Annotated in this window: 13 protein-coding genes and 1 pseudogene; all 14 read right to left on the bottom strand. The window is 47.4% G+C overall.

What is annotated here, in order from left to right:
- Nucleotides 1–170: 170 nt before the first annotated feature.
- Nucleotides 171–2,099: pseudogene (gene ftsH, locus LAT75_RS03450) on the bottom strand (ATP-dependent zinc metalloprotease FtsH); the annotation flags it as partial.
- Between the two features lie 259 nt (nucleotides 2,100–2,358).
- Nucleotides 2,359–3,381, bottom strand: coding sequence for a thiamine-phosphate kinase (gene thiL, locus LAT75_RS03445; RefSeq protein WP_291481225.1), 1,023 nt, complete (start codon nucleotides 3,379–3,381; stop codon nucleotides 2,359–2,361).
- 120 nt (nucleotides 3,382–3,501) lie between these two features.
- Nucleotides 3,502–3,969, bottom strand: a complete 468-nt coding sequence (locus LAT75_RS03440) for a biopolymer transporter ExbD (protein ID WP_291481224.1) — start codon at nucleotides 3,967–3,969, stop codon at nucleotides 3,502–3,504.
- Between the two features lie 21 nt (nucleotides 3,970–3,990).
- Nucleotides 3,991–4,539 carry a biopolymer transporter ExbD gene (locus tag LAT75_RS03435; protein ID WP_291481223.1) on the bottom strand — a complete coding sequence of 183 codons (549 nt, stop codon included), beginning with the start codon at nucleotides 4,537–4,539 and terminating at the stop codon, nucleotides 3,991–3,993.
- An 18-nt stretch (nucleotides 4,540–4,557) separates the two neighbouring features.
- Complete coding sequence (locus LAT75_RS03430; RefSeq protein ID WP_291481222.1) at nucleotides 4,558–4,836, bottom strand: hypothetical protein; 279 nt, start codon at nucleotides 4,834–4,836, stop codon at nucleotides 4,558–4,560.
- Between the two features lie 109 nt (nucleotides 4,837–4,945).
- Nucleotides 4,946–5,662 (bottom strand): MotA/TolQ/ExbB proton channel family protein, encoded by a 717-nt coding sequence (locus tag LAT75_RS03425; protein ID WP_291481221.1) that lies wholly within the window; start codon nucleotides 5,660–5,662, stop codon nucleotides 4,946–4,948.
- 304 nt (nucleotides 5,663–5,966) lie between these two features.
- A complete protein-coding gene (locus LAT75_RS03420; RefSeq protein WP_291481220.1) occupies nucleotides 5,967–9,470 on the bottom strand; it encodes a hypothetical protein in 3,504 nt (1,167 codons plus the stop codon).
- Nucleotides 9,471–9,680: 210 nt separating this feature from the next.
- Nucleotides 9,681–10,127, bottom strand: coding sequence for a 50S ribosomal protein L9 (gene rplI / locus LAT75_RS03415; protein ID WP_291481219.1), 447 nt, complete (start codon nucleotides 10,125–10,127; stop codon nucleotides 9,681–9,683).
- 24 nt (nucleotides 10,128–10,151) lie between these two features.
- Nucleotides 10,152–10,403 (bottom strand): 30S ribosomal protein S18, encoded by a 252-nt coding sequence (gene rpsR, locus LAT75_RS03410; protein ID WP_114985060.1) that lies wholly within the window; start codon nucleotides 10,401–10,403, stop codon nucleotides 10,152–10,154.
- A gap of 35 nt (nucleotides 10,404–10,438) precedes the next feature.
- Nucleotides 10,439–10,825 carry a 30S ribosomal protein S6 gene (rpsF, locus tag LAT75_RS03405; RefSeq protein ID WP_291481218.1) on the bottom strand — a complete coding sequence of 129 codons (387 nt, stop codon included), beginning with the start codon at nucleotides 10,823–10,825 and terminating at the stop codon, nucleotides 10,439–10,441.
- A gap of 116 nt (nucleotides 10,826–10,941) precedes the next feature.
- The gene (locus LAT75_RS03400; protein ID WP_291481217.1) at nucleotides 10,942–12,393 is read right to left on the bottom strand and encodes an NADH-quinone oxidoreductase subunit N; all 1,452 of its coding nucleotides are present in this window, start codon (nucleotides 12,391–12,393) and stop codon (nucleotides 10,942–10,944) included.
- 6 nt (nucleotides 12,394–12,399) lie between these two features.
- A complete protein-coding gene (locus LAT75_RS03395; protein WP_291481216.1) occupies nucleotides 12,400–12,690 on the bottom strand; it encodes a 4a-hydroxytetrahydrobiopterin dehydratase in 291 nt (96 codons plus the stop codon).
- On the bottom strand, nucleotides 12,687–14,303 hold the full coding sequence (locus LAT75_RS03390) for an NADH-quinone oxidoreductase subunit M (RefSeq protein WP_291481215.1): 1,617 nt from the start codon (nucleotides 14,301–14,303) through the stop codon (nucleotides 12,687–12,689). Before LAT75_RS03390 ends, LAT75_RS03395 begins: the two co-directional genes overlap by 4 nt.
- 14 nt (nucleotides 14,304–14,317) lie before the next feature.
- The gene (nuoL, locus tag LAT75_RS03385; RefSeq protein WP_291481214.1) at nucleotides 14,318–16,327 is read right to left on the bottom strand and encodes an NADH-quinone oxidoreductase subunit L; all 2,010 of its coding nucleotides are present in this window, start codon (nucleotides 16,325–16,327) and stop codon (nucleotides 14,318–14,320) included.
- Nucleotides 16,328–16,471 lie beyond the last annotated feature (144 nt).

The raw sequence follows: 16,471 nt of genomic DNA, 5'->3' as shown, positions 1-16,471 counted from the left end.
TTCACAGAGGCTTCGCTTTCATCCGTTGTGGTTCCACTTAATTCATCTGAAGCTGCAGGGGCCGGCTCAGATTTTACCGCATCGGCATGAGCATCTGTCTTTGCGGTTTCATCAGCGCCATTTACCTTGGGTTTTTTATCAGCCGTGCTGAACAAATCTTTATACTTGAGGGGGTAGTTTCCGGAAGGCCGGTCACCGAGCATTTCAACAAGATCTTTTGCTCCGAGAATTTCTTTTTCAAGAAGGGTTTCGGCCATGTGGGTGAGCATTTCGCGGTGTTCACGAAGCATGTTTATGGTTCGCTGATAGCATTCCGCAATTATACGGGAAACTTCATTATCGATTAGCTGAGCAGTCGATTCACTGTATCTCTTGTTGAAACCGAACATCCCTCCTTCGTTCTGAGAATCGTAGTAGGAGATATTACCGATTTTATTACTCATCCCGTAAACAGTAACCATAGAGAGGGCCATCTTTGTAACGCGCTCAAGGTCGTTTTGCGCACCGGTCGAGATGCGGCCGAACTCAATTTCCTCGGCAGCACGGCCCGCAAGCAATGCACAAATCCGGTCGTTAAGCTCCTCTGTCGTCATAAGAAAGCGATCTTCCGTGGGGGTTTGCAGCGTGTACCCTAAAGCCGCAAGTCCGCGCGGCACAATGGAAACTTTAAGAACGGGGTCGGTATGCTCCAGATACCAGCCAATAATAGCATGGCCCGCTTCATGATACGCAACAATGCGGCGCTCACGCGGGCTGATGATCTTGTTTTTCTTTTCCAGACCAGCAACAACGCGCTCGATGGCATCCTGAAAATCAACCATTTCAACCTGATCCTTGTTACGGCGGGCGGCAAGCAGGGCTGCTTCGTTACACATGTTGGCCAGCTCGGCACCAGCAAAGCCCGGTGTTTGAGAAGCCAGCATATTAGGATCGATATCGGTGCCGACTTTTATTTTTTTAAGGTGAACTTTCAGAACTGCTTCTCGGCCTTTAAGGTCGGGCCGGTCGATCAGAATCTGACGGTCGAAACGCCCCGGGCGAAGCAGCGCCGAATCGAGAATGTCGGCCCGGTTTGTAGCAGCCATTATGATGACGCCCTTTTCGGTATTGAAGCCATCCATCTCTGAAAGCAGCTGATTGAGGGTGTTTTCACGCTCATCGTTGGAGGCAGCCATGGCATTTTTACCACGGCTGCGACCGATAGCATCAATTTCATCAATAAAAATAATACAAGGTGCTTTTTCTTTTGCCTGCTTGAAAAGATCACGCACACGGGCGGCACCAACCCCCACGAACATTTCCACGAAATCTGAACCGCTGAGGCTGAAAAACGGAACATCAGCTTCGCCGGCAGTTGCTTTTGCCATAAGGGTTTTACCTGTACCCGGAGGGCCTACAAGCAGCACGCCCTTTGGAATATTACCTCCAAGAGTTGAAAATTTCTCCGGATTACGCAGAAATTCCACCACTTCTTCTACTTCTTCTTTAGCCTCTTCAAGGCCGGCTACATCTTTAAAAGTAACTTTATTCTCACTTTGTTTATCGTAAAGTGCCGCCTTATTCTTGCCGATATTCAGCACCTGCTGACCGGGGTTCATCCGTTTGAAAATGAAAATCCAGAAAATAATAATGAGTGCGATGGGAATGAGCCAGATAAACAAACTTCCGAACCAGTTTTCATCAATCCTTGCATCATAGGCTACATTGTGTTCATCAAGCAACGCCCTGATTTCACGGATTTCATCACCCTGTATGATCGTTGCTGTAAACTTGTTACCCGTTTCCTGAGCTGAAGATGCCCATCGCTGATTGCTTTCTTCAGGCTGACGGCCAACATGCCCGGCATCGACAGCTGACTGCCGGTAAAGCCCCTCGATTTTGACCCCGTTCACAATCGTGACCTTTTCTACCCAGCCTTGCTGAACATGGTTTAGAAACTCACTGTAGTCAATTCGGGAGGAAGAATCCTGAGAAAAAGCAAAAATCTGGATAATGATAAGACCTACCAGAATTGCTACATAGATCCAAATCGGAAACCTTGGGGTTTTCGGCTTTTTATCGTCTGCCTGTTTTGGTGTTTTTGAGTTTTGATCTGCCATTCTTTGGATTGAATAAAAAAATAATTTGTCGCTTAAATAAAGCGGGATATATACAAAATCGGGTGTTTTTTGTTGGCTCACCAAACGGTCTTGAGCGGGGTTTGATGTACAGCCTTTAAATATAGGAAATACCTGTACCAAATTCTTTTTAACAGCGCTCTGCCAACGCCCCTGTTTCATGAATAGTGCATTTGAGCAAAAAACATAAAGCATCCATACTGAACAGTTCCGTTTTGGTCTGCATTCCTTAGGCAAGCGGTCAGCTTAGTGTCATCAGGTGGCCTTCAGCGGTTTGCATTTTGATGCCGTGTTCTTTAGGCTCAACCTTTCCGATAACCACGAAATCCCTGAAACGGTCTGCAAAAGTTTTGACCTGACTCTCCGGTAGGGTGAATAAAAGCTCAAAATCCTCCCCACCGTATAAAACAAAGGTATCGATATCCTTCTCGAGTTCATCGGCTGTGTTTCTGGTTTCAGGATGGACAGGCAGCGCTGCCTCAAAAATTTTACAGCCGCATTTCGAACTTTCCATCATTTCAAGCAGGGTACTCACCAGGCTTTTTGAGATATCCGACATCGACGAGGGAACAATCTCAGAAGCTCTGAATGATTCTATACAATCGAAGCGTGCTTCAGGAACCAGCTGTTTCCGAACCACATATTCAAACGGGCTCAGATCGGGTTCAAAAACGGTTTGTTCAGCGGTTTCGAAATGTCTTTTTTCACGCAGCAAAATCATAAGGCCGCAGCTTGCAGCACCCAGATCACCGGTAACACAGATGGCATCACCAGGCCTTGCACCCGAACGGTAAACCGGCACCCCGGCAGTTCCGTACACAGTAACCGCTACTGAGCAGGTATGATGCGATGCACCGAAATCACCGCCGGCCAACCGCACATTGTATGTACTGCAAGCGTGAGCAACGCCCTGATAGAAAAGGGTGAGCATCTCAACTGAAATCTTATTGGTTAGAGATAAGTTCAGGAAAATGAACTCTGGTTTGCCGTTCATCGCAAAAATATCAGAAACTGCCATCGATATCACTTTAAAACCGAGATGGTTCCAGGGTGTGTATGTAAGATCGAAATCCACCCCTTCTGAGTAAATTTCAGAACTGATAAGCGGATGCCCGCCTGATTTGGTATCAAGTACGGCGGCATCATCACCAATGCCAAAAACAAGGCCTTCACCATGCCTGCCGAACTCAGCGGCAATTTTTTCGATCAGACCTTTTCGACCGAGCTTTTCTATAGGGGTAAATGAAGCGGCAGTATTACTCATTAAGCGGTAACTGAAATAATTAATTGTGCAAGAAAGCTATATAACGCAAAAGGCTGCTCAGGTAATGAGCAGCCTTTCACGGAAAAGCAAGTTGAGAAAAAGCTGATAGTGCTGTAAAACCTACATCTCCACAGCGCCTTCAGCCCTTCTGGTAGAATAGTTAATACGAAGCGCATCAGCAAACCTAAGCTGCTGCTTAATATCGCTCACGATTCCCATTTCAGACTCGTAATCGACCCGCAGCGAAACAATAAGGCGGGGCTCATCGGTTCTGCGCTGACGCATCACGTTTTGTATTGCGGTGAGGTCATTTGGATCCACAAGGGCATCATCAACCTGGATTCTTGTGTCGCCGTACTGGCCTCCGGGAAGAATTAGCGGCCCTACGTAAATATAACTGACAAGACGCTTCTCTTCGATTCGTTCAATGTTTTCTGCACGGGTGAGATCCTGACGTACGAGAAGTTCTACTTCGCGAAGTACAGTAACAACCATGAAGAAAATCAGGAGGATGAAGATAATATCCGGCATGGATGTAGTAGGAATCTCCTGACTTGTACTTGCTTGCTTCTTTTTAAAATGTGACATAGTACTTTATAAGTTTAGAGATTAACTACCCGGATCGGGTTCAGCCAGCGAAATGTTCATCGGAAACTCACGCCGAACAGGGTTGGGCTCACCTTCTACCGTACGATAATGAGCGTAATCGCGAAAACCTCTCGATCTTGCTTCCTGATCCCAGATAATGCGGTAAGCACCACGAACTTCATCAAGCATTTCAATGTAGCGTTCGTACTCGGTCTGCCGGTCTGTTTTGATGGATACAACAGCCTGCTGAGGAGAGTCAGAAAGGTTAGGATCAACACCACGGTTAGTAACGAAACGGATAACCCTTTCCTGAACATCGCGGAGGTTAGCACGCTCTTCATTGATAAGAATACCACCCTGAGCGTTCATCAGAATTTTAAGCATATTCCGCTCCCGTACTTCTGGTGGCGGCTGCTCCGGATCCGGAGGCGGCGGTAAAACCAGACCAATACCGGTATCCACATCGATAGTTGTAACTACGAGGAAGAACACCAGCAAAAGAAAGGCAATATCGGCAAGGGAAGAAGATGGGATTTCAGCTCCTTCTCTGCCTCTTTTCTTTTTAAACATAGGAGGGGTCCTTCTGGATTAAAAGTTGGAAATCAGACTGCGGGAACCTGAAACAAGAATACCCAAAAACATCAGCGCTATCATTGCAAGCAGCGTGTTGATTGCTGCAATTCCTACAAAACCGGTAACAAGGTAGGCTATCGCAAAAATGATTACCGGTATGAAGAAAAATACAATAGCTGAGAGCTTATGCTTTTGTGAAAAAATGTTCTTAAGGCCAAAAACGGTGATTCCAAGAATAGAAATACCGAGCAGACCGATTGTAAAAATGAGTGCAATTTGAGAAAATGCTTCCATAAGTCAGTTGTTGGATAAAGTGGAAAGAAGCTTACGCCATTTGACAAATTAGATTTTTAAGGAAGAAGCCGGGGTGTCGGCCCGGCTTCTTTACGCTTAAAAATTCTTTTTATCCGTTGGTTGAATCACCACCGCTAACGGATTTGCCTTTCTCCATGGCAGAAATTGAATCAATCAGTACAATTGAGCTTTCTTCCATTTCAACAACCAAACGGTCGATTTTGGATACACAATAGTTGTATCCTACCTGAAGGATAATTGCACCAATCAGACCGGCAAGTGTTGTAAGAAGAGCGGTTTTGATACCACCGGCTACAATACTCGGGGAGATATCACCAGCGCTTTCGATAGCATCGAAGGCTTCAACCATACCAATAACTGTACCGGTAAATCCGATCATAGGTGCGAGTGCGATAAACAGCGACAACCAAACGAGACCTCTTTCAAGGAAGCTCATCTCGATAGAGCCATAAGAAATGATAGCTTTCTCGGCGGCTTCAAAACCTTCGTCGGCACGTAGCAAACCCGCATTAAATACGGAAGCAACCGGCCCTCTTGTACTTGCACAAAGTTCCTGAGCTGCAGGGATTCCGCCACTGTCAAGAGCTTCCTTTACATCCAGAATGAATTGTCTGGTATTAATGTCAGCACGGTTAAGGGTAACGAGTCTTTCAAGGAAAATAGCCAAACCAAGGATTACACAGATGAGTACGGGCCACATAAAAAGCCCCCCCTCATTGAAATACCTAACTAACTGGCTGAAAGCGCCCTCTGATTGCAGATCAGCGGAAACCTGCATGAGGATAACACTAAAGGAGAAGGTCATATTACAAAACTCCGGTTTATTCTAAGTTGATTATTAAGCGTTGAGTTGGCGAAATTATAGATTATTTATGCTTAAATGTCAAAGCTACATTCCAAAATAATGCACACATTGAGACTTAGCACGTTTAAAATAGGGCTAACGCTGTAGTTTATCAACCGGCAACACTGCTAAATCACCACATAACAGTTATTTCTTGGCAGCTTTCGGAATTACCCCGTTTAGACGGGCTTATTTCCTTGAATAACGTTTTGCTTTTTCAGCTGTTTAATCACTGCGGCTATGGCCGGCATGTTTTTTTGTATTCTCAGAATACGGCGCTCACGCTCACCCTCAGCGTCTGTATAGCCTGTTGCTGCTGCACAGTTCGCCCGTTATAACTTATATTCGCCCTTAAATACTGATTTATCCGGTAGGTGCCCTTCACCGACCATTGCCAGGTAGATCCCGTTCCCGCACCATCTGTTAATTCGAAACTTCCGAGACTGCTTGTTTGCCCTCTGAGGGTGTTCGAACGCCATTCTGCGCGTGCTGTGGTTTGCAGCGATGAACCGGCAAACCAACGCAAATCGGTATAAGCGCGGTTCTGAAAAAGGCGAACAGGTTCTGCCGGCAGCAAATCCTGCTTTCGCCCGAAGCCGTACCCCCCTGTTGCCTGCAGCGAGCGACTGAAGGTGTACCTCAAAAAAGGAGCCGCTTCCACACCTCTGATCTGATACGCACGGCTGCTGAACCGCTCGCTTTTTAAATCTCTTTTTTCATACCTAAATTCTGATCCGAGTTGTACAGCACGGGATACCCGGTATGAAGCATCTGTCGAAAATGTTCGGTTTAAAGTGGTTTCAAGCCCTCCGGTTCGCCTGTTTTTGGTATCGACGCCTGTAAAGCGCAGACGCAGATCAACAGCTCTGTTCCGGCGAAAAAGTTGTAGCTCCTGCTGCCAAAGCAGGCGCCCTTCCACCGTGTTTTTGTCATCAAGAAAAGAACCGAGCTGCAGCAGCAGGATCTCTGCTGTACCACTGCCTTCGTTTTGCTCCCTTATTTCAATCAGCGTGTTTAGAGCAAGCTCTTCCCACCAGCTTCCCGGCAGCAGTGCACCCGGTTCAATTCTGGTTCGCAGGCGGGTATTGACGCTCACCACAGGAATGAGCTCATCACCGGGTATAAATAATCTCAGGAAGGTACCTTCATCCGGGTTTACGGCCGGAAAGAACTCGTCAATCTGCCGCACTCCGTCTCCGTTGAGATCAACCCAAACATAGTTTCCAAGTTCAGGCCCAACCTCTATATAGGTTTCCTGAAGCAAGGGCCTGCTCTCCGTTCCGCCCTCATACTGCCATTGCAGCTGAAACCAGGGTTCAGCAGTGCGGTAATCAGCTCCTGCATTAAACAGTACTGCACTTGCGATAAATCCGGCGGTTTCAAGCTCCGGGTTATCGGCCTGTACCCGCCGTTGGTACAAAAGACCTGCACTCAGCTGTAGCCGGTTAACGGGATCGTACTGTGTTCGTATTTGCCCGGTAAAGGTTTGTGATTCAGCGGCGAAACTGCCCTGCCTGCCTTCTTCATCGGCACGATAACCGGCTGAAATATCGGTACTCAGACCGTTTCCCCAAACCGATTGTAATCCTGGGGTGATTTCGGCAAAACGAAACGAACCCGCAAGCAGTGAATCTGAGCTTGCTGAACGTTGTGTGCGAAGCTCAGCCTCACTTTCAAGGCGTGGGGTGAGGGTAGTGCCGCCGGAACTTACTGTATAGCTGAAACGTCCGCTCTGCCGTAGCCAGCTGCTTCTGATGTCATCCTTGCCATATGATGAGCGTACCGCATCAGCCCGCTGCATCCAGTTTAATCCGCCGGGTTCCGCAAGGTTAAGCCGAAGAAATCCGCGGGTACTGTTCACGTCGCTGCGCTCAAGGTTGCCAAGGCCGGCAGTTAGCGAGGAAAAGCCGGTGAAATCAACTGATATTTCGCTTTCAGCAAGCTTCTCACCGGTTTCAGTACCTGTCGGAATATTCCAGATGCGGTCGAATTCCGCCTCTCTCGTGCGGTCAAAAAAGACGAATTGTTGTGGTGTGTTCCGGTACCGAACGGTTCCTTTCACACGCCCAATGCGGGTTTGTGTCGGCAGGAAATCTATCCCCGCCTGCCAGGCAGCAGCCTGCGTACGAGTGTCATCAGCTGCGAAGCGATTTACGTCAAGCTCGCTAAAAGCCGTTTCGCCGTACAATTCAACTGATTCCGATAGGCCAAACCGGCTTCGAAGAGCCAGCATACGCTGCTGCTGCGGTGCAGGAATCCGCCTGAACGGCTCATAAGAACCGAGGCCGGGGCCAGCCCATTCGTAAACGATACCGTTCAGATTAGTGCCCGTTCGCCGGTAAGAACCGAGCCCGTCTCCCACTCTGCTAAAACGGACCCGCCACACACCCGCAGGATCGCCCGGTGCGGCCCTGAAGACCGTATAAGTGATGCCTGCCTGAACCGTATCAACTCTTGCGTAGGGGATGAAATCGGGGTTTAGCCGAAACCCGACGGAATCAGCACCCGATATAACTGCATTTTCTACATTCCTCCCCGCCTGTTCCAAAATTCGGATTTCCTCATCCGTTAAACCAAATTCGGCATTCAGTTCCCGGCTGTCTGATTCCTGAATGAAGGTTGCACCAACCGAAAGCCTGCCCCCATACAGCTGTTTGAATTCACTTTCAGCGGTGAGCAAAGTCCGGTTATATTCTTGCGTTACGTACTGAAAATCAACAACAAGACGGTGGTTTCCCGAAATTATCCGGCGCCGTGTGAATTCTATTTCACCCAAACCGTAGTCGATGATGTAGTCGTTTTCTTCTCCTCTGCTGAGCAGCTCACCGTTAAGATATACCCGCTCAGTTCCGGCGAGTACGATAATGAACTGTTCTCCCTGCGAACCGGTGAGGCGGTACGGCCCCTGAACCCCTTCTCTACCGGAAAAGCTCATGGTTCTGAAACGCCCTCTTACCACCGATGCACTCGCCTGCCAATCACCCCAATCGCCGGCAGAGACGCGGGTTTCCAGCCCCTGCAGCCGGCGTTCAATCTGAGCAAACGCACTGTTGCGCAGGCTTACATCTACATCACCCAGCTGCACTGAAGCCCGCTCATGCTGCAGGCGGATGAGCACCTGATCAAACTCCCGAAGGTTCTGCGTGCTTCCGTCGGGCTGAATTGGCGTACTTTGATCAGTGAGGATGGCGGTAAGCTCAAGATCGTCGGTAATATTACCGCTGAACTCAAATTGCAGCCCGCTTTCAAGAGATGCATCCTGATTGGTTCCTACGGTAATGCCCCGGGTGATGCTTCCGCTTCGGTTGAGCCGGCCCGGACCGAATAGATCAGGCTGCGTTTCACGTCTGCCGGATACCAGTAAACCAGATATGTCCTGGTTTTCCAGGCCGTTTGCTGAATCAGTATGGGTGTCTGATTCAGCAAGCGGCCTGAGCATTCTTCTGAAATAGCTCATTCTCAGTGAGACCGGCAATCTGCTGTAGGAAATCGATATTTTTGCCGATAATTCATTGTTCTGTAAAAAATATTCGGATATTTCGATTTCACCGCTTGTTGGTATAAACCGCCATGTGGTTGTATCAGCAGGGGTGCCGTCAGCGCTGAGCAGGGTAACGCTTTCGGGCAGAACCCAGCTGTCAAGAAAGAAAGTAAGCGGAATGGCATCGCGTTCAACCAACACTTCACGAACCAAAACCGGGAGCTTCTGTGGTGTTACGCCTTGTGTTTGTGCCGTAACCGTTTCCACTACCCCTGCCCCAAAAAACATAGTTCCAATGATCAACAAACCGGTAAACAAGCCGTGCAAGCCTGAGAGGCAACGACGAATCCGGCTGTATGTATGTGCTGAAGGTTTCAAACAGAACCCGGCGGCTGATGAATGGGCAAAAAGAGGACTGGATGACTCAAAATAAAAAAAGGATACAAGCACGTGGCCTGTATCCTTTAAAAAAACGATAAAACAGCTGTTTGTTGCGCCTTAATCTTCCTTAACAACCCAAAACTTAAGGGTAGCCTTAACTTCGGTGTGAAGGTCGATTGTAGCGGTAAACTCACCGAGGTTTTTAACATCAGAATCGATGGTAATTTTACGGCGGTCAATATTGAAGCCTTTCTCTGTGAGCGCATCGCCAAGCATTTGGTTGGTAACCGTACCGAAGATTTTTCCGTCTTCGCCGGCGGTAACCGAAATGGTGAGGGAGGTTTCAGCAATCTGACGTGCAACCTCTTCAGCCTGAACTTTGGTAGCGTCGGCTTTACGGGCTTTTTGACGAGCTTCTTCCTGTACAGAGCGTATAGCGCCCGGAGTTGCAAGAACAGCGTAGCCCTGAGGAACGAGATAGTTGCGACCGTAACCATCCTTAACCGTTACAATCTCACCGGCTGCTCCTAATTTTTCTACATCTTGTTTCAGAATCAGTTTCATGATACGAAAGTTAAACGGTTCGGATTATCGGAGATTTTCAGCTACGAACGGCATCAGTGCCATTTGGCGTGCACGTTTGATGGCACGGGAGAGCTGCCGCTGGAATTTGGCACTTGTGCCGGTAACACGGCGGGGCAGAATTTTACCCTGATCGTTAACAAAACGCTCGAGCAGTGCTATATCTTTGTAATCGATATATTCGATACCGGACTTGGTAAACTTGCACTCTTTGGTGCGAAGGTTTCCTTTTTTGGGGTGTTGCGGATTTTTAAGCATGAATCCTGTATGGTTTATGATGAATAATATGAGGCTTAGTCGTCAGAACCGCCTTCGGTTTCGTCTTCAACTTCCGGAAACACTTCCGGAACGGCGCCTTTTTTCTGAAGCTCTCTGTGCCGCTTCATTTTATTATCGTACTTAATCGTGATAAAACGTATGATGTTATCATCAATGCGCTCCATCCGTTCAAGCTTCTCAATAAACTCACCGGGACCGGTGAAATACAGGTTTACATAGTATCCGCTGCGCTTACCGTCGATTTCGTAGGCGAGGCGCTGAATACCCCATTCGTTTACTTCTTCAATCTCGCAGCCGTTTTCCTTAAGCATGTTCACATACTTGGCAACGGTAGCCTTAATGTCTTCGTCGTCAATAACCGCATTTACGACAAAGAGGTGCTCATAATAATTTGTTTTCATGATTACCTTCGGGTGTTTATAAAAAAACAGCCACAGGACTTTCCTGTGGCAGGCAGATTTACAATATACGCACTTATGGCTTTAATTTCCATAAGTGCGTATCAATTAATTAAAAATCAGGGGGCTGTTGCTGTGAGCATGCTGTCTGAAAAGTATCCGTAAATCATCTCGGTAACACCGCCGGGAACAACCCCGAAATACAGGGTAAGCAATGCAAGAAACACCAGAGAAAAAGAATATACTTTCTTGGGTTCAATGAGTGAAACACTTTCTTTACCTTCACGGAAGTACAGATAAACCATCACCCGCAGATAATAGTAGGCACTTGCGGCACTCGCGAGAACCCCGACAACTACGAGGGATACCAGCCCTGCTTCAATACCGGCTGAAAAAACAAGGTATTTGGCATTAAATCCGGCAGAAATCGGGATACCAGCCAGTGAAAACAGGAAGATACTCAGCAGCACTCCCATTATAGGCCGCTGATAACCAAGGCCGGCATAACTTTCCACATTATTGAAGTGCACATCGTGATTTTTCTCGTAGTAAGCCACAACTCCGAAAGCGCCCACATTCATAAATGTGTAGGCAAGCAGGTAGAAAAGAACCGCACTGTAGCCGGCAACACTTCCTGCAGCAAGCCCGACAAACAAGTAGCCAACGTGTGCAATACTTGAATAGGCCAGCATACGCTTCACATTATCCTGAACCATTGCTACTGCATTACCGAGAATCATCGTTAGCAATGCAATGATGCTGAATGTTGCTGTAAGTTCAGTTGCAATAAACGGCATTGCACGATCGAGGATCAGAACAAGCGCAACGAATGAGGCTGTTTTTCCGGCCGTTGACATATACGCAGTAATGGTTGTTGGCGAGCCGGTGTAAACATCGGGTGTCCACATGTGAAAGGGCACTGCCGAAACTTTGAACATAAATGCTACAAGCAGTAAGGATACCCCGCCCCAGTAGATAAGGCCCCCATCGGTGTAAGCACCAATTTCAGGCAAAGAAGTAGAACCTGTTGCTCCGTAAAGCAGGGTGATGCCATACAGGAAGAAACCTGTAGAAAAGGCACCCATTACAAAATATTTCAGGGCTGATTCCACGCCAAGACGCTTATCCCGGATTATACCCGCAAGTGCGTACAAACACACAGACATTGTTTCCAGACCCACAAAAACGGTGACCAGATCATTTGCAGTTGCCAGCACAATCATCCCGAAAGTACAGAACATCAACAGCGGATACACTTGAGGGAAGTTATGCTTCACCCCTATGAGGTAATCATGCGTAAGAATAACCGTAAAAAAGGTTCCAAAAACGACAATAAAAGTTCCAAAAGCAGCTGTTCCGCCGGCACCGGCCATATCGCTGAAAATAAGCTCTGGTGCCTGCATCAGCAGATCCCAGGAGGCAACACCCAGGGCAATTCCCAGGAAAACCATTGTTGTGGTATAAATGGTTCTTGAGCGGGCTTTGTACCCGTCAAGCATCATTACTGTTAGCCCCCCGATTGCTACTATGGTAGCGGGAAGAAAGAGTAGTAAATCGTTAATGATTTCCATTAATTCTTACATTTCGAGATTATCGATACGTTTGGCAAGTTCCAGATCTTTCCGGGTAACCTGACCGTCGGCATCGTGTGTTGTAAGCCTGATTTCCACGTTGTTGTACACATTGTAGATCTCAGGATGATGGCCAAGGTCTTCGGCTTCAAAACTAATGCGCACAATAAATGAGACTGCGTCACGAAAGCTGGCAAACTGATAGCTTACAGTGATGGCATTATCTTCAAATTCCCAACCTTCAAGTTCTTCGAGGGCTTCATTGATTTCTTTTTCGGTAAGTGCGGTAGTACTCATGGGTTGGTTTTCTCCTGATTAAATTCTGCGTAATTCGGGGTTATATCATAAAGCCGTTGTGCCCATGCCGGCATATCAGCCGCATGTGAGGCTTCCATGATGGCGGCGCGTTTTTGTTCGGCCTGCTCAAGCAGTACGTTTACCTGATGCTCAGAGTACTGCGTGAAGTGAGTTGGGCGAATGCCTATCCAGATGATGAAAAACATCACAGGTATGAGCAATCCTATTTCACGGGCGTTAAGATCAACCAGCTTTTTGTTTTCTTCTTTCAGCACAGGGCCAAACATTACCCTGCGGAACATCCAAAGCATGTAGATGGCCGCGAGAATAACTCCTGTTGTTGCTACAATTGCAAACCAGATACTGCCGATTGATTCAGAGTTGAAGGCTCCCATCAGAATCAGAAACTCCCCGACAAAACCGTTGAGTCCCGGCAGTCCGATGCTGGCAAAAGTAGCAAGCATGAACATAACTGCGAATACGGGCATAATACTGGTAATACCCCCAAAATCTTCAATCTGACGCGAGTGGCGTCGGTCATAAATCATTCCTACAATCAGGAATAACGCGCCCGTTGAAAGGCCGTGGTTAATCATTTGTATGATGGCGCCTTGTACACCAATGGTATTGAGGGCAAATAGCCCCAGCACCACAAAGCCCAGGTGACTTACAGAGGAATAAGCTACGAGCTTTTTCACATCCTTCTGAACCATCGCTACAAATGCCCCATAAACAATACCAATTACGGCAAGGAATGCAATTGCGGGTGCAAACTCCAGCATAGCATTGGGGAAAAGCGGCAGACAAAAACGGATGAGTCCGTAGGTTCCCATTTTTAGCATAATGGCTGCAAGAACGACCGAACCTGCTGTGGGTGCCTCGGTGTGTGCATAAGGCAGCCATGTGTGGAACGGAAACAGCGGCACCTTAATGAAGAATGCCAGTGCGAAAGCAAGGAACAGCCAGGTTTGCTCAACCAAACCAATCTGATATTCCATGCCTGAGAGCACACGCCAGTCGGTAATAAAAATGCCGTCGTTGATGGCATTGCCGGCATGGTACCCGACGTAAACCAGAGCAACAAGCATAATCAGCGAGCCGACCAATGTGTACAGAAAGAATTTGATGGTTGCATGAATCCGGCCTTTCCCTCCCCAAATACCAATAAGGAAATACATGGGGATCAGGGTCAGCTCAAAAAACACGTAGAAAACGACCAGGTCGAGTGCGGCAAACACACCAAGTGAACCGGTTTGCAAAATAAGCAGCATGGCAAAAAAACCAGGTACGTGCTTTTTCACGGAGGTCCATGATGAGAGTACCACAATCGGACCGAAGAAAGTGGTTAACATAAAGAGCAGCAGGCTCAGCCCGTCAAGACCAACTATATATTTGATGTCCAGCCCGAAAACCAGGTTTCCGGATTCAGTTACATATTGAGCAGCATCAGAAGCTGCAACATCAAAATTAAAAATTAGCGGCAGGGAAATTGCAAAGGTAAGTGTGGTGAAGACAAGAGCGATCCATTTCACCAACTCATCACTTTTCGCAAACAGGATGGCGAGCACACCCAGCAGCGGTAAATAGATAGTTAAATTTAATAGAGTTTCCATGAGTAAGCGGCTTCCTAAAAGATTAACAATCCGATAATGAGTATTACCCCTACCACAAATGCGATGGCGTAGGTGTTAATTACACCTGTTTGAACGAAGCGCAGAAGACTGCCGAAGAACTGTACTATACTGCCAATCGCATTTACAAAACCGTCCAGGATTTTGACATCAAATACAGCAAGTACCCGATCAGCAAGCCTGTTACCCGGGCGGATAATCATTGCTTCGTAAGCCTCATCGAATTTGTATTTATCTTCCCATGTGGCGTAAAGGGAGCCGAAACGCTCACGGATGGCCGCATCAGTAGCCTCTCCCTTATCGTTATCATACATCCTGTAAGCTAAAATAGTGGCGCCAACGGCTACAACAATGGCTATTGCTACCAGCGTCCATTTTACGCCGTAGGGCAGTATAATGGCCGCCCTCACCGTAACACCGCTCAGCCATGCGTAAAGCCAGTTCACAGTTGCATCTGTACTTGTGAACGTAGTGACGAAAAATTCAGGTACACCCATAAAACCGCCAACCAAAGCAAGTGCCGCAAGAATCCATAGCGGAGCTGTCATGCTTGCAGGGCTTTCATGCAGGTATTTGGCTGCATTTTCTGCTCCCTTAAATTTGCCGGGAAGTTTGAAGGTGCCGTGGAAGGTCGTAAGTGTAAGCCGGAACATATAGAATGCGGTAAGAAAAGCAGTCAGTACTGCAAGGCCCCAAAGAGCATAATATACAGCACCAAATTCGCCCAAACCGGCATTAAAGAGATAGGCAAGAATCTCATCTTTAGAGAAAAAGCCTGAAAAAACCGGGATACCTGCAATCGCAAATGTTGAGATCAAAAAGGTTTTATAGGTTGAAGGCATATATTCTTTAAGACCGCCCATATTGCGCATATCCTGCGGGTCGAAATGTACGTGCTTGCCTTCATGTTCGAGCTCGTGTTCAACGTGGTGCATTGCGTGAATAACAGAACCGGAACCGAGGAACAAGCAGGCCTTGAAGAAGGCGTGAGTTACAACGTGGAACATGGCTGCCACAAAACCGCCGGAACCAAGGGCAAGAAACATAAACCCGAGCTGCGAGACTGTTGAGTATGCCAGTACCTTTTTAATATCATACTGCGTGAGTGCAATGGTTGCAGCAACAATAGCGGTAAGACCACCGATAACAGCTACAAGCAGCATAGCTTCAGGGGAAGTCATATAAAGGCCTGAGAACCGGGTAATAAGATATATACCTGATGTAACCATCGTAGCGGCATGGATAAGAGCGGAAACCGGCGTCGGCCCTGCCATAGCGTCAGGCAGCCATACAAACAGCGGAATCTGTGCGCTCTTACCGGTAGCACCTATAAACATCAGCACAGCTACCCAGAAAGCGATATCCCCGTTGAAAAGGTGCAGATTACTGAAAATCACATCAAAATCGAGGCTGCCAACCGTTCTGAAAACCAGGAACATGGCTACCAGAAAGGCGAAGTCACCCACACGGTTGTAGATAAATGCTTTGTTGGCTGCCGTCGCTTTTTCCATATCCTTGTACCAGAAGCCGATCAGCAGGTAGGAACATACGCCTACGCCTTCCCAGCCAAGGAAAAGCAGCAGCAGGTTATTTGCCATAACAAGGTTTAGCATGGCAAAGATGAACAGGTTCAGGTAGGCAAAGAATTTATAAAAACCTTCATCGGTCTTCATGTAACCCATCGAATAGATGTGTATGAGCGTACCTACCCCCGTAACAACAAGTGCCATTAGTATGGAAAGCTGATCCACACGATAGGCAATATCAGAAGTGAAGCTGCCGGCTTCAATCCAGGTAAAAAGCCGAACCACAACTGGTTCAGAACCGGCATTCATTTCGAGGAATATCTGGAAGGCAATGAGAAACGGCACAAAAACCGCAAATGTGGCCAGCCAGCCAATTACGCTTTTCTGTTTTCGGTATCCCTCAGAGCTTAGTCCCAGCAATCCGTTAATCAGAAAGCCGATTAGCGGGATTACTACAATTAGCCAGACAAATTCAGCCATTGGATTAATTAAATAAGTGGTTGTCTGTAATTATATGCTGTATAAAAGATGTTTTTGATGCCCGTATTCTTTTGTTCGCATAAAACCGCCGCTTTCAACGCAGCTTAAAATTTTAGCACTAACCAGAATGAAAAGGCACAAAAA

The sequence above is a fragment of the Cyclonatronum sp. genome, assembly GCF_022565315.1.
Taxonomy (GTDB): domain Bacteria; phylum Bacteroidota; class Rhodothermia; order Balneolales; family Cyclonatronaceae; genus Cyclonatronum.
This window is presented reverse-complemented; position numbering and strand designations above follow the sequence as displayed.